Source organism: Paenibacillus sp. J22P277 (assembly GCF_059383675.1).
This window is the reverse complement of the sequence record NZ_JBXENS010000001.1, coordinates 78,089-100,012: the sequence shown is the minus strand read 5'-3', so window position 1 is coordinate 100,012 and position 21,924 is coordinate 78,089. Positions and strand designations below refer to the sequence as shown.

The 21,924-nt window shown below is 61.3% G+C and carries 15 protein-coding genes; 14 read left to right on the top strand and 1 reads right to left on the bottom strand.

The window, feature by feature from the left end:
* The first annotated feature begins 10 nt into the window (after positions 1-10).
* From trpB to AC50YL_RS00385, 14 genes are all read left to right on the top strand, one after another.
* Entirely contained in the window at positions 11-1,297 is a 1,287-nt protein-coding gene (gene trpB, locus AC50YL_RS00450; protein ID WP_494828435.1) for a tryptophan synthase subunit beta, read from the top strand.
* On the top strand, positions 1,245-2,075 hold the full coding sequence (trpA, locus tag AC50YL_RS00445) for a tryptophan synthase subunit alpha (protein ID WP_494828433.1): 831 nt from the start codon (positions 1,245-1,247) through the stop codon (positions 2,073-2,075). The genes trpB and trpA overlap by 53 nt, the downstream gene beginning before the upstream one ends.
* 204 nt (positions 2,076-2,279) lie before the next feature.
* Entirely contained in the window at positions 2,280-4,373 is a 2,094-nt protein-coding gene (locus AC50YL_RS00440; RefSeq protein WP_494828431.1) for a HelD family protein, read from the top strand.
* A gap of 367 nt (positions 4,374-4,740) precedes the next feature.
* On the top strand, positions 4,741-5,838 hold the full coding sequence (locus AC50YL_RS00435; RefSeq protein ID WP_494828429.1) for a DUF3900 domain-containing protein: 1,098 nt from the start codon (positions 4,741-4,743) through the stop codon (positions 5,836-5,838).
* Positions 5,839-5,865: 27 nt separating this feature from the next.
* Positions 5,866-6,423, top strand: a complete 558-nt coding sequence (locus AC50YL_RS00430) for a ribosomal maturation YjgA family protein (protein ID WP_494829745.1) — start codon at positions 5,866-5,868, stop codon at positions 6,421-6,423.
* Between the two features lie 561 nt (positions 6,424-6,984).
* On the top strand, positions 6,985-8,628 hold the full coding sequence (gene metG, locus AC50YL_RS00425) for a methionine--tRNA ligase (protein ID WP_494828428.1): 1,644 nt from the start codon (positions 6,985-6,987) through the stop codon (positions 8,626-8,628).
* Between the two features lie 122 nt (positions 8,629-8,750).
* Positions 8,751-9,419 (top strand): response regulator transcription factor, encoded by a 669-nt coding sequence (locus AC50YL_RS00420; protein ID WP_494828427.1) that lies wholly within the window; start codon positions 8,751-8,753, stop codon positions 9,417-9,419.
* Positions 9,420-9,422: 3 nt separating this feature from the next.
* Entirely contained in the window at positions 9,423-10,880 is a 1,458-nt protein-coding gene (locus AC50YL_RS00415) for a sensor histidine kinase (protein WP_494828426.1), read from the top strand.
* A 383-nt stretch (positions 10,881-11,263) separates the two neighbouring features.
* On the top strand, positions 11,264-12,160 hold the full coding sequence (locus tag AC50YL_RS00410) for a LysR family transcriptional regulator (RefSeq protein ID WP_494828425.1): 897 nt from the start codon (positions 11,264-11,266) through the stop codon (positions 12,158-12,160).
* Positions 12,161-12,508: 348 nt separating this feature from the next.
* Entirely contained in the window at positions 12,509-13,165 is a 657-nt protein-coding gene (locus AC50YL_RS00405; RefSeq protein ID WP_494828423.1) for an FMN-dependent NADH-azoreductase, read from the top strand.
* A gap of 120 nt (positions 13,166-13,285) precedes the next feature.
* Complete coding sequence (helD, locus tag AC50YL_RS00400) at positions 13,286-15,685, top strand: RNA polymerase recycling motor HelD (protein WP_494828422.1); 2,400 nt, start codon at positions 13,286-13,288, stop codon at positions 15,683-15,685.
* A gap of 46 nt (positions 15,686-15,731) precedes the next feature.
* A complete protein-coding gene (locus AC50YL_RS00395; RefSeq protein WP_494828420.1) occupies positions 15,732-16,169 on the top strand; it encodes a GNAT family N-acetyltransferase in 438 nt (145 codons plus the stop codon).
* A 201-nt stretch (positions 16,170-16,370) separates the two neighbouring features.
* Positions 16,371-19,724 carry a carbohydrate-binding protein gene (locus AC50YL_RS00390; protein ID WP_494828419.1) on the top strand — a complete coding sequence of 1,118 codons (3,354 nt, stop codon included), beginning with the start codon at positions 16,371-16,373 and terminating at the stop codon, positions 19,722-19,724.
* Positions 19,725-19,791: 67 nt separating this feature from the next.
* A complete protein-coding gene (locus AC50YL_RS00385) occupies positions 19,792-20,043 on the top strand; it encodes a hypothetical protein (RefSeq protein WP_494828417.1) in 252 nt (83 codons plus the stop codon).
* 32 nt (positions 20,044-20,075) lie between these two features.
* On the opposite strand, the gene AC50YL_RS00380 is transcribed toward AC50YL_RS00385, so the two are convergent.
* Positions 20,076-21,911 (bottom strand): cache domain-containing sensor histidine kinase, encoded by a 1,836-nt coding sequence (locus AC50YL_RS00380; protein ID WP_494828416.1) that lies wholly within the window; start codon positions 21,909-21,911, stop codon positions 20,076-20,078.
* Between the last annotated feature and the right edge of the window lie 13 nt (positions 21,912-21,924).

Sequence of the window (21,924 nt, the reverse complement as noted above, 5' to 3'; positions counted from 1 at the left end):
ACAGCATGCCATGTCAACAGAACCATTAGCAGCTGATAGAGCGATTCCCGATGCGACCCGCGCGCTCGCGCCGGAGAACGGATATTACGGCAATTACGGAGGCACGTTCATCCCCGAGATTCTGGTTCCTGCGTTCGCGGAGCTCTCGGCGCAGTTCGAAGCGATCAAACAGGACGCCTCGTTCTGGCAGGAATACACCGCGCTGCTGACGGATTATTCCGGTCGCCCGACGCCGCTCACGCACGCGGACAGGCTGACGGCGCATTTCGGCCGCGCGCGGATCTATGTCAAGCGCGAGGACCTGAACCATACCGGGGCGCACAAGCTGAACAACGCGCTCGGCCAAGCGATGCTCGCGAAGCGCATGGGCAAAACGCGGCTCATCGCCGAGACGGGCGCCGGCCAGCACGGCGTGGCGACCGCGACGGTGGCCGCCAAGCTCGGCATGTCCGCGACCATCTATATGGGGCGGGAGGACATGGAGCGCCAATACGCCAACGTGTTCTGGATGAAACGGCTGGGCGCGGAGGTCGTCGCCGTCGATTACGGCTCGCGGACGCTGAAGGACGCGATCAACGAGACGCTGCGCGACTGGGTATCGAGCTTCGAGACGACGCATTACCTGCTCGGCACGGCGTCCGGCGCGCATCCGTTTCCCGCGATCGTCGCGTTTTTTCAATCCGTCATCGGCATCGAAGCGAAGGAGCAGATCGTGCGCGCGGCGGGCCGTCTGCCGGACCGGGTCTATGCCTGCGTCGGCGGGGGATCGAATGCGCTCGGCGCGTTCCAAGCGTTTCACCCGCACGACGAGGTGCAGCTGGTCGGCGTCGAAGCGGGCGGACAAGGCCCGAATTCCGGCAAGCATGCGTCGCGTCTCGTCTACGGCGAAGCGTCGCCGGGCATCGCGCAGGGCTACAAGACGATGTTTTTGCAGGATCAGGACGGGCAAATGAAAGATACGTACAGCATCGCCGCGGGGTTGGATTACGTGGGCGTATCGCCGATACTGGCGGATCTGGCCGAGCGCGGCCGCGTCCGCTTCGAAGCGGCGACCGACGCGGAGGTCGTCGAGGCGCTGAAGCTCGTCATGCGAACCGAAGGGCTGATTCCCGCGCTGGAATCGACGCATGCGTTCGCCGGGTTGTTCAAGCATATCGAGGAAACGTCGGCGTCGGAGATCGTCATCGTCAACATGTCCGGACGGGGCGACAAGGATATATTCAATGTAGCGGAGGGGTTGCGGGATGAAGAATGGAACGGCTTTATCGAGCGGAAGCACAAGCAGTACAACGGATGAGCTTGCCGAACGCATCGCCCGCGGGGCGGCTGCGGGGAAGCCTATCCAGCTGATGACGCATCAAATTCTCGGTTATCCGGATTTCGAGGCCAACTACGAGATGATCCGCCTGTTTCACGAGAACGGCGTCGCGCTCGTGGAGCTGCAGCTGCCGTTCTCCGAACCGATCGCGGACGGACCGGTGTTTCTGAAGGCGAATCAAGCGTCGCTCGAGAACGGAACGACCACGGAGCAATGCCTGCGCTTCGCGCGCAGGGTGACGGCGGACTTTCCCGGCATCGCCTTCGTCTTCATGACTTATTACAATATCGTCGTCCGGCACGGCATTCAAGCGTTCGTCCGGACCTGCGCCGACATCGGGATCCGCGGGCTCATCGTGCCCGACGCGTATCCGGAGGAGAGCGCCGACTTCCTGGAAGCATGCCGCGAGCACGGCGTCGCGCCGATCCTGATCGTCACGCCGTATACGTCCGACGAGCGTCTAGCTTACCTGTGCGGCCAAACCGGCGGCTTCCTCTACTGCGCGGCGCGCAAGGGCGTCACCGGGTCGAAGACGTCCTTCGGCGAGGAGACGGACGCGTTCCTGGCCCGCGTACGCGGCGCCGCGCGGACGCCGATCGCCGTCGGATTCGGCATCCAGCATGCGGACGACGTCGCTTTCCTTCGGGGCAAAAGCGACATCGCGATCATCGGCACCCGTTTGCTGACGCTGCTTGAACGGGACGGACTTCCAGGCGTCGAACGGTTTCTGAAGTCGCTTTCCGGGGCCGCCTCTTAGACGGCCCGGAACCGATTGACAGCGGTTTACGGCATATGCTATATTGTGAACTCATGCTCCTAGAGAGCGCATATCCGCATAACAAATACGATCAGACCAAGCCGCATGCGAATGCGGCTTTCGCCGCCTTCAACCGCAATTCGGAGGCTGCGCTGGCCGCGTAAGAACGCGCGAGGCTTGCTGTCGCAGAGGGAGGTAACTGACATGACCGTTCAAAGTGCCTTTCAAGAAGAGGCGAAGCGCATCGACGAGGTGCTGAGCAGCATCCGCAAGCAGCTGCGCGAGATCGGACCGCGTTACACCGGGAACGATTTTACGGAGCAAATGCTCGAGCTTCAGCGCGAGCAGCGGGAACAGCGGCTGACCGTCGCCGAGCGCGAGCCGTATTTCGGCCGCATCGATTTTCAAGAAGGGGCGCATCCCGCGCCGAAGCCGCTCTATATCGGCAAAGCGGGGGTTGCCCACGAGAAGTCGAACGAAGTGCTGGTCGTCGATTGGCGCGCGCCCGTCGCGAGCTTGTTCTATGCCTTCAGCGGCGGGGAAGCCCCGGTAGCCTACGAATCGCCGGACGGCGACGTGGAAGGGACCGTGCATCTGAAACGCAACCTGATGGTGCGCGAAGGCAAGCTCGAGCGCGTCGTCGACAGCTACGTCCGGGGGCAGGAAGACGAAAGCGTCACGGACGAATTCCTGCTCTACCGGCTCGGCGAGAGCAAGGACAACAAGCTGCGCGACATCGTCTCGACGATCCAGCAGGAGCAGGACCGCATCATCCGGACGGACAAGAACAAAGCCGTCTTTATCCAAGGGGTGGCGGGAAGCGGGAAGACGACCGTCGCGCTTCACCGCCTCGCTTATTTGCTGTATCGGTACGCCGGCAGCATTCGCGCGGACCGCATGGTCATCTTCGCGCCGAACCGCATGTTCCTCGATTATATTTCCGGCGTGCTGCCGGAGCTCGGCGTCGGCGACATTCAGCAGACGACGTTCGCGGACTGGGCGCTCGAGCAGCTGCAGCAAGCGGTTCGGCTCGACGAAGCGTACGACCCGATGGCGTATTGGTTCGAGCAGCCGCGGACGCGCGAAGAGCTGTTGGCATCGACCGGGCGAATCAAGGGCAGCCTTGACTTCAAAGCGATCATCGACGCGAAGCTGGCGCATACGGAAGCCTCGCTCATACCCGAAGAATCGTTCGAACCGATGGCCGGCTGGCGGGTGACCCCCGCGATGATCGCGGAATGGCTCGCGACCGACGATATCGGCGAGCCGTACATGAAGCGCCGCGCCCGCCTTGTCAGCCGCTTGAAGCGCTGGCTGGAATCGGAATGGAAAGCGCGCCGCTTAACGGACGCCAAGCTGAAGGCGAAGCTGGCCGCGAAGCTGACCGCCTATGCGAAGAAAATCCCTTCCCCGACGCCGGCGCAGCTATACGGCGCGCTGCTCGGCGAACCGGCCGCGCAATCGCTGCTGCCGGCCAAGAGCTGCGCCGCGACGGCCAAGCTGCTGAAGGGGAAGCTCGTTTGGCCTGAGGACTTGGCTCCGCTCGTCTACATCCAAGTTCGCTTGAACGGCTTCGACGGCTCGCCGTACGATCATATCGTCATCGACGAGGCGCAGGATTACTCGCCGTTCCAGCTGGAAGCCTTGAAGCAGTGCCAGCGCCAGCCGTCGATGACGGTGCTGGGCGATTTGCAGCAGGGGATTCACGGCTATGCCGGCATTCACGGCTGGGCGGAATTGACGGCGCTGTTTCCGCAGGCGGACACCGGCTATTTCGAGCTGGACCGCAGCTACCGGTCGACGATGGAGATCATCGATTTCGCCAATCGCGTGCTCGGCGGCATGGGCGACGGCGTGAAGCCGGCCGTGCCGGTCTTCCGGAGCGGCGAGGCCGTGGATGTCGTGGCGATGGAATCCGACGAGAAACGCTTGATCGAAATCGTCCGGACGGTGCGGGATTGGCAGCAGTCCGGCGATTACCGCACGGTCGCCGTACTGGGACGCAATATTCGCTCCTGCGAAGCCATCGCGGAGCGGCTGAACGGCGCCGGGATCCAAGCTTCGCTCGTCCAGAGCAAGCAGGAAGCATACGGCGGCGGTCTTACCGTCGTGCCGGCGTACCTGGCCAAGGGGCTGGAGTTCGACGCCGTGCTCGTGGCCGATGCCGACGGGGAGAGCTTCGGCGGCAACGACGCCAAGCTGCTGTACGTCGCCTGCACCCGCGCGCTGCATAAGCTGAAGCTGCTCTATTGCGGCGAGCTGACCTCGCTGGTCGCGGAGCCGGCGGCCGTCGTCTAGCGAGTGCCGATTCAAAAATCGTCTATCTAATCGATCCGTCCGTCTGCCTCGCGCAGGCGGACTTTTTTGGCGTCCGCGAAAACAAGAACATTCGCCGCGGGGAATTTCTCTTTTTCGCGCGAGGCGCTCCCGGTATGATTTGAATTGTCGGCATGCTGGCCGGACGATGAAGGCGACGCGGGCAATGCGGGCCGCGCCGGTGCGGCGGTACATTCGCGATATCGCGGAACGGAGCGACGAAAACGACGAATAGCCTGAACAACGGTCACGACAGCCGGCGCCGAATTATGCTATGCTAATGTCTCGAGTGCCGCTCGGCACTGCTTAAGCTAACCGATCATCTCGGCAAAAGGAGTCATTCTACCGCATGGACTTTATCGTGGAATATTTATCGTTCTTCGTCATTCAAGGAGAAGGCGGCGACAACAACGCGGCCAAGACGTTCAGCCATTATCAGACGATGGACCGTTACGATTACGCGGACAGCGAGCTGAAGTCGTTCCTGGACGGCGAATTCTCGCGGATCGTGAAACGCAAGGCGGAACGCCATCCGAACTCGGAGGCGGCGCCGACCAAGATCGGCCGGTTCATCGCGGAGCCGGGCTACGAGCTCGACAGCAATCCCAATTACAACACGTTCCAGCGTCTGCGCACGGCCGAGAACGCCGCCGAATTTCACGGCTTCGCGGACGAGCTCGTCCGGCTCTACATGGATGCGGCAGCCGTGCGCGGCGGCGCCTTTATCGTCGTGCACGCCACGCCGAACCGGCATACGGACCAGCCGATCCTGTTCGTGCTGAAATGCGATTTCGAACCGAAGATCGCCCGCATCACCGACGAGCGCAACCTGATCTCCCACGTGGAAATGGCGATCAGCGCGCGCAACATGAAGTCGATTCAATACCCGCACATGCCGGAGGAAGGCATGCTGGAGTATTGGGAGCTGAAGATTCATCAGGCTTCGCATGCGCGGTATTTCGAGGATTTCCTGCGCTTTATCAGCTACGAGAAGGCGATGCCCGAGTTGATGAGCGAGCAGGTGCTGACGATGGTGCACGAGTACATGGAAGACAAATGGCAGGGGCAGGAAGGCGAAGACCGCCAGCAGGAAGCGCAGCGGTTCGAGGTTTGGGCGGCCAGCGAGAAGCGCGAGCTGCAGGAGTCCTGGCCGCAGGAACGCGTAATCGCGGCGGCGGAACAGCTCGTGGAGCAGCAGCCGAATCTGAGCGTGGCGTTCAAGCTGGGCGACGTATCGGTGAAAGGGCCGCTCTCGGAGTTCGGGCAGTCGATTCACTTCGCGACGTATAACGGGCGTTATGTCGCGCTGATCGAAGGCGACTTCTTTCAATTCGACCGCAGCATGTCGCCGGTGGAGCTGCTGCAGCCGCCGGATTTGCTGGAGGTGCTCGAGGTCGTGGGGCGCGGCAAGGAGAAGGAGCAGCCGAAGGACAACCTGCCCTATTAACGTGCATCCGGGCGGCGAAGGGAAGTGATGGCGTTGGCCGTCGACTACCGTGCAAGCAGCAATCTAACCGGCAATGATCATGCCGGAAGCGACAAGAACGGCGGCGAGCGCGCGGGAAGCAAACAACCGGGCGACTATCGTGGCGGAAGCAAACGGTCGCAGAGCCGCCGGCCTCGCAGCAAACGGGCCGGACAACGGCTCGGCTATGTGCTCGCTGTGGCAGCCGCCGTCGTTCTCGGCCTTTGTTCCAGGCGCTTCGCCGCTTCGCTGCCGGAATGGGTGGCGGATCAGGCCGGCGACGCACTGTGGGCGGCGATGATTTATTATGGCTGCCGGCTGCTTTGGCCCGGGCGAATGCCGTCGTTCGCGGCAATCGCCGCCGTCCTGTTCTGCTTCGCCGTAGAATGCAGCCAACTCTATCAGGCGGATTGGATCAATGAGATCAGGCGGACGACGCTGGGCGGTTTGGTGCTGGGACAGGGCTTCCTGGCCGTCGACTTGCTGCGTTATGCCGCGGGGATCGGCGCGGCCGTGCTGTTGGATTGGCTGATCGTCACGCGAAGGAGCGGGAATAGGCATGCATGAAGCCAAGACGCTGATCTCGTCCGTCGTATGGATCCTGCAGACGGCGCCGGATGAATGATCCGTCATGATGACGAAGATCGACAAGGTGCTGGACGACCAGGACGGATTCGACCGGACGGTACCCAAGTGGTATCGTCGCGCGTTCGGGCCGGGAGCCGCTTGACTTCTCCCATGCGATTGACTATTATTTACAATAACTTGCATAAGCTGAAAAGCGACGAAGAGAAAGAGTACCTCGGCCATGTCTTTCGCCAGAGAGCCCCGGCAGCTGGAAAGGGGCAAAGACGAACCTTGGGAACATGGTCTCCGAGCTGCGCATCGAACCCGTTCGCGGGCGTAGGCTGCGCCGTGCCCCGCACCCGTTATCGTGCTAGGGTATACACGCCTTCGGCGTCGTACCCGAAGAGGTGAGCGCCGCAAGGCGTTCATGAAATTGGGTGGTACCGCGCGAGCATAGCTCTCGTCCCTTGGGATGAGGGCTTTTTTGGCGTTTGGCGACGAATGGGCCGCAGCGACCGGTTCACGATCGGGCAACGAACAATTCGAAGGGTGGAGATCGGCATGGCGAATGTATTTATCGGCGGGGCATGGCCTTACGCCAACGGTTCGTTGCACATGGGACGCTTGGCCAGCGTATTGCCGGGAGACGTGCTGGCCCGTTACTTCCGGCTGAAAGGCGATCGGGTGCTGTACGTCTCGGGCAGCGACTGCCATGGCACGCCCGTCGCGGTTCAAGCCATGCAGGAGGGAATCGAGCCCGGCGATATCGCGAGCCGGTATCACGAGGAGTTCGCGGCGTGCTTCGCGCAATTGGGATTTACGTATGACCTCTATACGCGCACCGACCAGCCCTACCACCACCGCGTCGTTCAGGAATTGTTTTTGCAATTGTTGACGAACGGCCATCTATATAAGAAAACGACGCTGCAGACGTATTGCGAGACGGATCGGCGGTTTCTGCCCGACCGGTACGTGGAAGGGACCTGCCCGGTGTGCGGGAATCGCGCGCGCGGCGACCAATGCGACTACTGTTCCACCTTGCTGGAACCGTCCGATCTGATCGACAGCGTCTGCAAGCTGTGCGGCAATCCGCCGGTGGAGCGGGAGACCGAGCATTTCTACCTGGCGCTTTCGCGGTTTCAAGACGCGCTTGCCTCTTATGCCGAGCGGGCCGAAGGCTGGAAGGACAATGCCAAGCAGCTGACGAAGCGCTACCTGGACGAAGGACTTCAAGACCGCGCGGCGACCAGGGACCTGACATGGGGCGTCGACGTTCCGGTCGAAGGCTTCGAAGGCAAGAAGATCTACGTCTGGATCGAGGCCGTCAGCGGATATCTGTCGGCGAGCAAGCAGTGGGGCGAGCAGACGGGGGGCAGCTGGTCGTCCTTCTGGATCGGCGGGCCGGAAGCGATTACGGCCTATTACGTGCACGGGAAGGATAACATTCCGTTCCATACGCTGATCTGGCCGGCCCTGCTGATGGGAGCGGGGGGACTGCATCTGCCTGACCGGATCGTCTCGAGCGAATACATGACGCTGGAAGGGAAGAAGTTCTCGACGAGCAATAACTGGGCGGTTTGGGTGCCGGATATCCTGAGCCGCTATCAGCCGGATTCGATCCGCTATTTTCTGATCGCGAACGGCCCGGAGAAGCGGGATACGGATTTCTCGTGGCGGGAATTCATCCTCAGCCATAACGGCGAGCTGCTCGGGGCTTTCGGCAACTTCGTCAACCGGACGCTTGCCTTCATCGACAAGTCGTTCGACGGACGCGTTCCCGCGGGAAGCCTGGATTCCGAATGGACGAACGCGATCGAATCGCTGTACGCGGATGCCGGCGCGCTGATCGAAGAGGGCCGGCTCAAGGAAGCCTTGGAGCTGATCTTCGAGCTCGTCCGCCGGGCCAACAAGTTCTATGACGAGCGCAAGCCGTGGCTGCAGATCAAGACGAGCGTCGCGGATTGCGGGGCTACGCTCCACGCCTGCACGCAGATCATCGTTAATCTTTCCCGCCTGCTGCAGCCGTTCATTCCGTTTTCCTGCGCGAAGATCACCGCCATTCTGGCGCTCGAAGAACCGGCCTGGACGTTGGCCGGCGTGCCGGAAGGCAGGCGGATAGAAGGACTCGAGCTCTTGTTCCAGCGCATCGATCCGAGCCGCATCGACGAAGAAACCAAGCGCTTGGAGGAGCAAACGAAACGATGACCCCGAACAGGGAAATTCGTGCGCGGTTGTTCATATTCCGTTCACGCAACGATTCTATAGTGGATTCATCAGGACCGCGGGAAATCAAAGCGGACCAACTAGAGTAGGCGGAGATGATGCTGGTGACGACATTGCTGGTCGTAGACGACGATCCCCATATTCGAGAGCTGCTGCGGCTGTTTCTGGCGCGCGAAGGCTTTGACATCGTCGAGGCGGAAGACGGCGAGGACGCGCTGCGCGTGCTGGAGCAGACGCAGGTGCAACTGGTCGTTCTCGACGTGATGATGCCGAATATGGACGGCTGGGAACTGTGCAGGGAGCTTCGCCGCGACAAGGAACTGCCGGTGCTCATGCTCACGGCCAAAGGGGAAACGAGCCAGAAAATCAAAGGCTTCGACCTCGGCGCGGACGATTATCTCGTGAAGCCGTTCGAACCGCTCGAGCTCGTAGCCCGGGTCAAGGCGCTGCTGAAGCGATACCGCATCGCGACGTCGCACAGCGTCCAGGCCGGCAAGGTGCAGTTGAACCGCGAGACGCATGCGGTAACCCTGGAGGAAGAGAGCCTGTCGCTTCCGCTCAAGGAGTTCGAACTGCTCTTCAAGCTAGCCAGCTATCCCGGCAAAACATTCTCGCGCGAGCAGCTGATCGAACAGCTCTGGGGCTTCGATTACGAAGGAGACGAGCGCACGGTCGACGTGCATATCAAGCGGCTGCGCGAGAAGTTTCCCGAGGAGCGGAGCCGTTTCCGCATCCAGACGATCCGCGGGCTCGGTTACCGGCTGGAGGTGTGACGCATGGTCAAGCCCAAACGCGTACCCAAGCCCAAGCCGCCGATGTGGCTGCAAGTCGTAAAGGTGATCGCGGGCATTTTGCTTATGAACGTGCTGACGTATACCTGCTTCTTCATTTCATATACGGTGATCGGCTTCGTGAATGAAAAGCACGGCCAGGCTGCGGTCACCGAACGGTTGGTCCAGGACGGGCGGCTGATCGCGGACGCGCTCGGGTCGAAGCCCGCGGCCGATTGGCCGGTCATGCTGCAGGCGATCGCGAAGGAACGGCAGTACACGGTCGTCTTGGCGGATGCCGCCGGCGAGCAAACCTATTCGACCGCGGACGGGGACGGCAATCGGAACAACATCGAGCAAGAGGACGTGAAGCGAGTCATAGCCGGGGCCGAAGTGAAGGAGATCGACCGGAAATACCCGTTCTCCAAGGGCACTGCCGTGGCGGGCGTTCCGGCCGTGATCGAAGGACAACCTACCGGTCTGTTCCTAGCGCAGAAGGCGCCGAGCCTGTATCAAGATTTTTTGCAGCAGGTGCTGACCGTTTTCTTCGGCTTCCTGCTGATGTTCATCCTCATGATGCTCATCGGCCGGCCGTGGAGGGAGCAGGGCGGAGTCTACGTCTACATCTCGGCGATCCGCCGGATGTCGAAGGGGGATTTCACCGTCTCGATCGATAAGGCGGAGAAAATGCGCGGGCATTTCGGAGAACTCGCTACCAGCATCAACGACATGGCGGCCGAGCTGAACCAGATGGAGCAAATGCGACAGGCGTTCATCTCCAACGTGTCGCACGAAATCCAATCGCCGCTGACGTCGATCCGGGGATTCGCGCGCGCCCTTCAGCAGGATGGACTCGACGAGCAGCAGCGGCAGCATTACGCCGGCATCATCGAAGCCGAGAGCGTGCGCATGTCCAGGCTGAGCGATAACTTGATGAAGCTGACGACGCTGGAAGCGGACGAGCAGCAGCTTCATCCCAAGCCGTTCCGGCTGGATCAGCAGCTTCGCGCGATGATACTGGCTTGCGAGCCGCTCTGGACGGAGAAAAACATTTTGATGGACGTCAATTTGGATGAACGCGTCATCTTGACCGGCGACGAGGAGCTGCTGTCTCAAGTCTGGATGAACGTGCTGACCAATAGCTTGAAGTACACGTCCGAAGGCGGCACCGTGTCCGTCGAGGTGAAGCGCAGCGCAGAGGGAGCCGTCGTCGTCATCTCGGATAACGGCATTGGCATCGACAAGGAAGACCTGCCGCATATCTTCGAACGGTTCTTCAAGGCGGACAAATCGCGTACGCGCAGGCATAACGGGAGCGGGAGCGGGAGCGGGAGCGGGCTTGGATTGTCCATCGTCAAGGTCATCGTCGACATGCATGGCGGCCAGGTGAGGGCAAGGAGCAAGCCCGGCACCGGCACGACGATTACGATCTCGCTCCCGAATTTGCCGGTTAAGCAAGCTTAGCTTTCCGAGATTAACCGAATGGCACGCGCCGGAGCCGGCGACCCGCAGACAAGTCGTTGCCGCAAATTTTGCGATTCGCAAGAGGCAGCGCGATGCCCGGCAACGCTTTTTCTCGATCTCGCGATTATGTTCTCAAGCACATTACGGCAAAGCCTGTCCTTGACAGCGCCCGGCGCAAACATGCGCCGAAAGCGCGAATAGGCGGGCTTTAGCCGTTTTTTAATGTTTGTTCGCTTGCGGGCGGCTCGTCGGAACTCTACAATAAATGGAAATCATTAATAATCCTTTCAATGGAATGCATGTAAACGATAAGGAATCATTATGAATGAAGACGGTTTGCCGCAAGATGAATGCCGGCGTGCGAGCGGGGGAAGCTACAAACAATGAACTTGTACGGGATAATCGTGTTTCATCACGTGGCCGCGACCGGCAGCGTCACGAAAGCCGCGGAAGCGCTCGGAATCAGTCAACCGGCCGTCACGGCGCATGTGCGCAACATGGCGGGCGAGCTGGGGCTTGCGCTGCTTGCGCCGAAGGGGAGAGGGATATTCCTGACCGAAGCGGGGCAGCGATTGGCGGCGAATGCCGCGCGCTTATTTGTCCTTCAGCAGGAAATCGCGCGCGACATGACCGATTATCTGTCGGGCGCTGCCGGGGAACTGCGGCTTGCCGCAACGTCGCTGCCTGCCGGGTACTTGCTGCCGGAGCGGCTGGCCGCTTATCGGGCCGCTTATCCGGACGTCGCCATCTCGCTAAAGACCTTCCATGCCGGCGAGGCGCTGAACGCGCTGCTTCGTTACGAAGCGGACGCGGCCGTCATCGAAGGCGATATTCAAGAGTATCCCGGCTTGTCCCGGAGATTGCTGCTGGAGGACGAGTATTGGTTCGTCGCGTCGCCCTCGCATCCGCTGGCCGGCCGGCGGTCTTCGCTTAAGAAGCTCGTAAACGAGCCGTTCGTCATGCGGGAGGAGGGAAGCGCGGCCAGGAACCAATTGCTCTCGCTTTGCCGGATCCGCGGCATGTCGCCGCCTATGGCCGCGCTGCAAGTCAGCGGCGCCCACGAATCGCTGCTTGCCGCGGCTTCCGGTCTCGGCTTGGCGTTCGTCTCGTCCTTGGAAGCCCGTGCGGCGGTTGCCCGAGGCGAGCTTGCGCGCCTGCACGCGGAAGGAATCGACCTGCGCAATGCCATTTCCCTGTACACGCGATCGGACGAAGCGCCGGTTCCGTCGGCCTTGCATTTCGTCGACCTGCTGACCCGCCGGACCGAGCCGTCGCCGTAACGATTTCGCGGGAAATCGTGAGGAAACCTTCATTGGCTTATTGCGGCCGACTATGCTATAACAATAAGACCGGAAAAGGTTTACGCTCCGCGCGGGCGGAATTCCGGCTTTTGCGCTAGACCGGCAGGCTACTAAGCCCATGGCCGATTAACTTTATTTTGCGTATGGCGGGCATTCATTATGTGCCGAGGAAAAGCCGCCGGCTTCATGCCGGGGTCGGTTAAATTAAGCAATCCCGCCAGCAACAATCGCGCAGCCTCGCCTATATCGTTACATGAAGCCCTCCTTGGCGGAACAACCTATGGAGCGTCACTCATTCTAACGAAGAGGCAGGGATCGCATTCAACCATGGCGAAAGTACTTTACATTACCGCGCATCCGCACGATCACGCCAAGTCATACAGCATGGCAGTCGGACAAGCTTTCATCGATGCTTACCGCGCGTCTCATCCGCAGGATGAAATCAAGCATCTGGATTTGTACGGCATGGACATTCCGCATATCGACGCCGATGTCTTCAGCGGCTGGGGCAAGCTGCAGACCGGCGGGCAGTTCTCGGATTTATCGTCCGGGGAGCAATCGAAGGTAGGCCGTCTGGGCGCGATTGCCGACGAGTTCGTCGCCGGCGACAAATACGTGTTCGTGAACCCGATGTGGAACTTCTCGTACCCGCCGATCATGAAGGCTTATATCGACTCCATCTGCGTCGCGGGCAAAACGTTCAAATACACGTCGAACGGCCCTATCGGGCTGCTGCCGGACAAATCCGCGATTCATATTCAAGCAAGCGGCGGTATATATTCAGAAGGTCCGGCCATGAGCATGAACTTCAGCCACAATCATTTGGCCAGCATCATGCAGTTCTTCGGAATCACCGACTTCAAGCATGTTTTCTGCGAAGGCATGGCCGCGATGTCGGACAAAGCGGAAGAAATCAAAGCCAAAGCGATCGAAGACGCCAAGCAGGCCGCGAAAACGTTCGGGCATGACAAGGTAAACGCGTAATCATAAGCGGTGCACAGGCTCCCCTTCGGTCCCATCGGTCTTCACGCGCGATGGTTGAAGGGGAGTCGTATGTATACATAACGATTTGCGCGCGGCGACATTAGGAAAGGGTGGTTTAGGGTGAGCGAGAGAGAACCGGAGTGGCTTGTCGAGCAGCAGCGCGTCGACGAGGTCGTCGAACAGGTCGAGCGGCGCATCGAGACGCTTGAGCTGGAAACGTCCGATGCGCATTCGGAAATGGTCGACATCCGCAAAAATTTCTGGGACGACGTGACCGTCAATTTCGAAGATTCGGCCGAGATGGCCGAGACGTTCGCGAGCCTCAAGCAGCAGGCGGAAATCCTGTCGGAGCGGGAGCGCACGCACCGCCATGCGGCTCGGCAGCTGCGAACGCTGCGCAAGCTGAAATCCTCGCCGTATTTCGGCCGCATCGATTTTCTGGAGAACGGCGAGACGGCTGCCGATCAGGTCTATCTCGGCATCGCGTCGCTGCGGGACAAAGCGGACGAGAATTACTTGATCTATGATTGGCGGGCGCCGATCGCCAGCCTGTATTACGACTATCCGCCGGGCCCGGCGGAGCTGCAAACGCCGTCCGGCCGCATCGAGGGCGAGCTGCTGCTCAAGCGGCAGTTCGTGATCCGGGACGGCGATATCGTCAGCCTGTTCGATACCGGCGTCACCATCGGCGACAAGCTGCTGCAGGAGGTGCTGGGCAGGCACTCCGACGCGCAAATGCGCAGCATCGTCGGCACGATTCAGCGGGAGCAGAACCGGATCATCCGCAACGAGCGCAGCCGCTTGCTGCTCGTGCAAGGCGCGGCGGGCAGCGGCAAGACGTCCGCGGCGCTGCAGCGCGTGGCTTATTTGCTGTACCGCTTCAGAGGCACGCTGAGCGCGGACCAAATCGTGCTGTTCTCGCCGAATCCGATGTTCAACAGCTACGTCTCCACCGTGCTGCCGGAGCTGGGCGAAGAGAACATGCAGCAGACGACGTTCCAGGATTATCTGGCCGCGCGCCTCGGGCATTCCTTCAAGCTGGAGAATCCGTACGCCCAGCTGGAATACGCGCTCAGAGCGGAACTCGAACCCGGTTACGAATCCCGGATGTCGGGTATCCGGTATAAAGCGACGATGGGCTTCGTGCGGTTGATCGACGGCTATCTCGGCGTTCTGGGCGGCGAAGGGATCGTCTTCCGGGACGTGCGATTCAGCGAGGAGGTTCTCGTCCCCGGTGAGGCGATCAGCGCGTATTTCTACGGACTGGACCGCGCGATCGCGGTGCCGAACCGGATGCGCTTGACGGCGGAATGGCTGCTCGGGCAGCTGAAGGAGCGCCAGAAAGCCGCGCTCAAGGAAGATTGGGTGGACGCGGCGGTCGATCTGCTGGACAAAGAAACGTATCTGAAAGCGTATCAGACGTTAAGGCGCCAGAACCGCAAGCTCAAGGACGAATCGTTCGACGATTATGACCGCGAACGCGAGCTGCTGGGCCAATATGTCGTGATGGAGGCGGTGAAGCCGGTGCGCGCGCGTATCAGGCGGCTGACCTTCGTCGACGTGCGCTCGACGTTTCTCAAGCTGTTCCTCGATTCGGATATGGCCGCGCGCGCCGCGTCCCAAGCCGGCATCGAGCTTCCGGAGCATTGGGAGGCGATCTGCAAAGATACGATCGATCGGCTGCTGGTCAAGAAAATGGCGTACGAGGACGCGACGCCGTTCCTGTACGTCGTGGAGCGGATTCGGGGCTTCCAGACGAATACGTCCGTGCGCCATGTGCTGATCGACGAGGCGCAGGATTACACCGCGTTTCAATTCGCGTACTTGCAGCGGTTGTTCCCGTTCAGCCGCATCACGGCGCTCGGCGACCTCAATCAGTCGATTCAGGCGCATGCGGACACGGGCGAGAGCACGGGCTTTACGGCGCTAGCTTCGCTCTACGCGGCCGAGGAGACGGAGACGATCGTCCTGAAGCAGAGCTACCGCTCCACGCGGCCGATCGTGGAGTTTACGAGCATGCTGATTCCCGGCGGCAGCGAGATCGAGCCCTTCAACCGCGAAGGCGACAAGCCGACGTTGACCGTCGCCGCGGACGCGGACGCGCTGGAAGGCCTGATCGGCGAGCGGCTGAAGCTGCTGGCGGCACAGGGCAACCGCACGATCGCGGTCATCTGCAAAACGGCCGCGCAGAGCAAGGCGGTTTGCGAGGCTTTGCGGGACAGCATGCCGCTGCGGCTCGTGGAATCCGAGACGTCCACGTTCGAACCGGGCATCGTCGTCATTCCGTCGTACTTGGCCAAGGGCGTCGAATTCGATGCGGTGCTGGTGTACGATGCGTCCGGCTCGCCTTCGGGCTACGGCAAGGAATCCGACCGGCGATTGTTTTACACGGTCTGCACGCGCGCGATGCACGAGCTGCATTTGTTTGCGATCGGCAGCGCGGGTCCGTTCCTGCAAGGACCGGTCGAGGCGTACTTCGAACAGGCGCAGCGCGCGGCGGACATGCAAACGAACTCCTAGACAAACGAACTTATGCATCACTATAAGAAGAAAGAGGTCATTCGAAGTGGATTACTTGAAAGTAACGACGCAAGATTTGCTGGAACAAGCCATCGAGGTCCGCTTTACGGTGTTCGTGGATGAGCAGAAGGTGCCGGTCGAGGAAGAGCGGGACGCCTACGACGACACGCCGGCATCCTGCCATCACTTCGTCGTCAAGGACGACGGCAAGGCGATTGCCGCCGGCAGATGGAAGGAATACGAGCCGGGAACCGCGAAGCTGCAGCGGATCGCCGTGCTGCTGCCTTACCGGGGAACCGGCGTGGGCAGGAAGCTGCTCGAGGTCATGGAAGCCGACGCCAAAGCGGCTGGTTATTCGGCGGCCGTGCTGGGCGCGCAAGTTACGGCGGAAGGCTTCTATCATAAGCTGGGCTACGAGACGGAGCCGGGCGGCGTTTTCCTCGATGCGGGCATCCCGCATGTCAATATGCGCAAACTCCTGTAGCAGGAGGCGAAATCGGTATTGTTTACGGACGGAGAATTGCCGATCCGTTTTATACGTTCAGGGGTCCGCTCGCGCAGCGGACCTTTTTTCGGTTCGTTTCCGGCATATTTTGATGCATTCTTGTATGGAACGCCGCGATTCTCTCGATTAGAGTGAGACATGTACCTCATATCATCGTTTAAGCGAGAGGAGAAATTAATCATGAGAACGCTTTCGAGGATTGCGGCGATCTGCCTGCTGGCCGGCAGCATCGGCTATGCCGCCGCGCCGCTATCCAATGCCGATCCGTCCGAAACGGCAAGCTCGCCTTCGGTCGTCCAACAGGCGGCCGCGGACGATGCGCCCGTCAGTTACGAGGCCGAGGCGGAAGGCAACGCGCTGACCGGAAATGCTTCCGCGGCGGACTGCGCCGCCTGTTCGGGGGGCAAGAAAATCGGCGGCCTGTACCAAGGCAGCAGCCTGCGGTTCGCGGACGTATCCGTTCCGGAGGCCGGCCAGTACGACGTTGCGTTCGCCTACCTGTCCGGGGACCCCCGGGGAGCGGATATTCGCGTGAACGACGGCGCGCCGGTGCATTACGAATTCGATAAAACAGCCGACTGGGACACGCTCGGCGCGAAAACCATCCGCATGACGCTGGCGGAAGGCAGCAACGCCATCGAGATCTCCGACGGCGGCGGATATGCGCCGGATATCGACAAGATCGCCATTGCGCCCGCATCCGACGGCTACGAAGCCGAAGCGCCCGGGAACGTCCTGACCGGCAACGCGAAGGTCGGCGATTGCGGCGGCTGCTCGGGCGGCCGGAAGGTCGGTGATCTCTATCAGGGCGCATCGCTGCAATTCAACCATGTCGCGGCGGCCGCAGCCGGCGATTACAAGCTGACCGTCGATTACCTCTCCGGCGATCCGCGCAGCGCCGACATCTCGGTCAACGGAGGCGCGGTCCGGCATGTCGATTTCGAGAAAACGGCGGACTGGGACACGGTCGGCAGCATGACGATAACGGTCGCGCTGAACAAAGGCGAGAACGCGATCCTGTTCTCGGACGGCGGCCAATATTCGCCGGACATCGACCGGATCGCGGTCGCGCCGCTGGCATCCGGCTACGAAGCCGAATCGCCCGCCAATGCGCTGAGCGGCAACGCGAAGATCGCGGAATGCGGCGGCTGCTCGGGCGGCCAGAAGGTCGGCAATCTCTATCAAGGCGCATCGCTGCAATTTAACGGCGTCCAAGTTCCGGCCGCGGGGAGCTATACGGTAACGGTCCATTATATCTCCGGCGATCCCCGCGCGGCGGATGTCAGCGTGAACGGCGCCGCGCCGCAAAACATCCTGTTCCCGGCGACGGCGGACTGGAACACGACGGGGACGTATTCGTTTGCCGCTCCGCTAAACGCGGGCAGCAATTCGATCCTGTTCTCCGACGGCGGCGGTTATTCGCCGGACTTCGACAAGCTCGTCGTCACGGTCGATGACGGGCAGGCGATCCAGCCGTGCGAGCGGGCGCAAGCGGCCCCTGCGGAGCCGGGGAAATCCGTCGCCGGCAAGACGATCCAGTCCGTCTCGGTGAAGCAGTTTGCCGACGCCGTGGTCGTCGATAACGGGCAGTACAAGGTCACGTTCGATCTCAAGTCCGGGATGGCGTCCTATGCCTGGAACGGCAAGACGGTCGCGACCGGCGTTTACAGCAAATTCGGCGACCAGGCCAGCAGCTGCTACGGCGCGCACGGCTTCGCGATGAACGACGTCAAGCCGATCAAGGACGGCTTCGGCAAAGGGATCTCGCTCAAGATCGTCAACAAGCAGGACGGCCAGCCCGACCTGACGCAAACGTACAGCTTCTACGCCGATTCGCCGTTCTTCCTCACGCGCGCGGAAGCTTCCGCCGCCGCGCCGGTCAGCGCGAATTATTTCGCGCCGCTCGTCACGAACACGAACGGAGGCGTCGACGTCGGCGTCGTCGCGGACGGCCGGGTATTGTCCGTGCCGTACGACAACGATATGTGGATCCGCCACCAGGCGGTGCCGATCAACGCCGCCGACACGAGTTACGAAGTATCGGCGGTCTATGACAATGCGACCCGCAGCGGGCTGATCGTCGGCTCCGTGACGCACGATACGTGGAAGACCGGGATCCGCTTCGCGGGCGGCGCCAACAAGCTGAACGCGCTCGAAGTCTACGGGGGCGCTTCTTCCGCCAAGACGCACGATTCGCAGCCGCACGGCACGGTCACCGGCGCGCGGCTTCAGTCGCCGACGGTATTCGTCGGATTCTATGACGATTACCGCGCGGGCATGGAGGCGTACGGCCGGGCGAACGCCGTGATCGCGCCGCCGCTCGAATTCGGCAAGCGCGTGCCGGACGGCGTGCCGGTAGGCTGGAACAGCTGGGGCGCCTACGAGAGCAGGCTGACGTTCCAGGACGTCATCGACACCTCGAATTTCATCAAAGCGAGCCTGCAGAAGCAGGGCTTCAACAACGACGGCACGACTTACGTGAACATGGATTCGTATTGGGACAATTTGTCCGACGCGCAGCTTGCGGACGCGGTCGCGACGATCAAGCGCAACGGGCAGAAGGCGGGCATCTACTGGGGACCGTTCGTCTATTGGGGCGATAACATGGACCAGCCGGTGGAAGGCTCGACGACGTATAAGTACGGGGACATTCTCTTGCGGGACGCCGATGGCAAGCTGCTGCCGAAGCTCGACGGGGCGTATGCCGTCGACCCGACGCATCCGGGCGCCAAGCAGCGGATGGATTATTACCTCAAGAAATTCAAGAAGCTCGGATTCGAGTACATCAAGCTGGATTTTCTGACGCATGGCGCGCTGGAAGGCCGCCACTTCGATCCGAAAGTTCAAACGGGCACGCAGGCGTACAATCAGGGCATGGCGTACGTCGACAAGCTGGTGGCGGACCAAATGTTCATCAGCGAGTCGATCGCGCCGCTGTTCCCGAGCCAATACGCGCACAGCCGCCGGATCGCGACCGATACGTTCGGCAGCATCTCCGATACGGAGTTCGAGCTTAACGCGCTGACCTACGGCTGGTGGCAGAACGGCACGATTTATTCGTACACGGACCCTGACCATATGGCGCTGAGCCGAGCGGGTTCGCTGACGGAAGCGCGCTCCAGGGTCAATTCCGCGGTCATCTCGGGCACCGTATTCCTGAATTCCGACGACATGCACGATCAGCGCGCGCAGGAATACATGAAGACGCTGCTGACGAACAAGACCGTGCTGGCGCTCGCCAAGAAAGGCGAAGCGTTCCGGCCGCTCGAAGGCAATACGGGCGCGAAAGCGGCGGAAACGTTCGTCCTGAAAGACAAGGACGCGTATTACCTGGCCGTGTTCAACTACGACAAGTCGCCGGCGGCCAAGACGATCGATCTCGCGAGAGCGGGTCTGAAGACTGGCGCGGCGTACCAGGTAACCGACCTGTGGACGAATGCCGGCTCGAACGTTACCGGCCAGCTGGCGGTCCAGCTCGAGGGCATGGAGTCGAAGCTGTTCCGCCTGGAGCCGGACAAGAAAAACGGGCATTAATCCCCCTGCTGGCTGCCGTTAGGCGGCCATCGCCGTCCGGCAGAGAACCGGAAGCATGTAAGTTGCAATGAATCGCATCGGCAAGCATGCGGTGAATCGCATCGGCAAGCATGCGGTGAATCGCATCGGCAAGCATGCGGTGAATCGCATCGGCAAGCATGCGGTGAATCGCATCGGCAAGCATGCCGCGATCCAGCAGGAAGTACGGCAAATAACCCGGGGGCAGCGCCCCCGGGTTATTTGCCGTGTCTCACGCGAATCGGATATCGGGCCGCTTCGGGCCTTGTCCATCCAGCCTCGCCCGCCATGTTCAAGCTGACCATCGCGACAACGTTCGCGCGCGGAAGGCCTCTACAGCGGGCCGCTGAGCGGCACCCGCAGCTGGACCGTCGTGCCGATGCCGAACCGGCTGTAGATCCGCACGCCGTAGGCGTCCCCGAACGTCATTTTGATGCGGCGGTCGACGTTGCGGATGCCGTACCCGCCCGTCGAACCGTCCATCGCGCCGACCGCCGCGCCGCCGGCCGCGTCGTCCGCCGCGCTGCTCCGGATTCGCGCCAGCGTCTCCGGGCGCATGCCCATGCCGTCGTCGATGACCTCCAGCACGAGCGCGTCGTCTTCGATGCGGGCTTTGATGATGATCGCGATGCCGGCATCGTCATCCCAGACGGCATGGTTGATGGCGTTCTCGATGAACGGCTGGAGCACGAGCTTGACGACCGGATAGGGCAGCGCGGCTTCGTCTACCGCATAATGCAAATGCAGCAGCCCGTTGAACCGGAGCTGTTGGATCGCGATGTAGGAATTCGTCAGCCGGAGTTCTTCGCCGAGGCTTACGATCGTTTTGCCCTTGTTCAGCGAGATGCGGTAGAACTTGGCGAGATGCGTGACCATCGACTGAATGCGGTCGTCATGGTTCCGCATGGCGAGCGCGGAGATGGACGCCAGCGTGTTGTACAGGAAATGCGGATTGATCTGCGCCTGCAGCATGTTCATCTCGGCTTCCTTCTTGGCGATCTCCTTTTTGTAGACCTCGTTGATGAGCGCCTTCATGCGGCCCGCCATTTTGGTCATGGCGAACATCAGACGGCCGACCTCGTCCTGCGAGATGGAGCCGGCCTGCACGTCGAAGTCCTCGCGCTCGATCCGGCGCGTGATCTGCAGCAGCTTCTCGATGCGCTTGGTAAACATCCGGGCGGCGACGTAGATCAGCACGATCGCGAGGAGGACGCAAACGATCGCGATCGTGAACAGGCGGGAGAACGCCCGTTTGACGTTGCTGAGCAGGCTGTCGTAGGAGACGATCGAGACGACTTTCCAGCCGTTCTCGATGGAGTTGTAGACGACGTAGACGTTCTCGTCGTCGTACCGGCCGAGGAAGCTGCCGGTCCGTCCTTGCTCCAGGCTGCCCTTGATGTATTCGCCGAGCGGATGGTTCAGCTTCGCCTTGTCCCGGGCGGAGATGATGACGCCCTGTTCGGAGACGATGAACAGGTCCTTGTTGCGGTTCTCCTTCGCCATGAGGGCGTACAGGTCGGTCTCCGGAATGTCCATCGCCAGGACCCCGTACGGAAAGTTAAGGCTGTCGTTGTCGAGCAGGCGGGCGAGCACGATCCGGGACGGTTTGCGGTCCTGCAGACCCAGCGTCACCTGCTGGTCGGTCGGATGGGTCGCCGGCATGGGGGTGAAGGTGACGTTGCCGAAGGCTTTCTTCGCGGCCTCGTACCACGGCGTCCGCTTCGCGTCCGCGTTCGCGCGCCTGATGTAGACCTCGTCGACGGGCAGCGTGGGGTTGTCCAGGTAGACGGCGATGCTCGTGATGTCGGAATTGGTGACGAGCATGCTGCGAAACACGCCGTCGACGTAGTCGTAGCCGTCGATGTACGCAAAGCTGTTCGTATAGTCGGCGGACAGGAAGTCCCGGAGTCGCCGGTCGAGATAGAGCGAGGAGGATACTTTGGAATACGAGTCCAGCTTCATTTTCAGATTGGCGCCGATCTGGTCGGTCGTCGTGGCCATGCTGGCGTACATCTGGCGGCTGAGCTCGTTCTTCATCGTTTCGTACGAGTAGACGGCGAAGAACAGCAGGGGCGCGACGGAGGCGAGCCCGAGCGCCACGAACAGCTTGTTGCGCAGGCGCATGTCGAGGAAAGGCCTGATGAGATAGCGTTCCAGCGGGCGGTGCACGAGGCTTCATCCT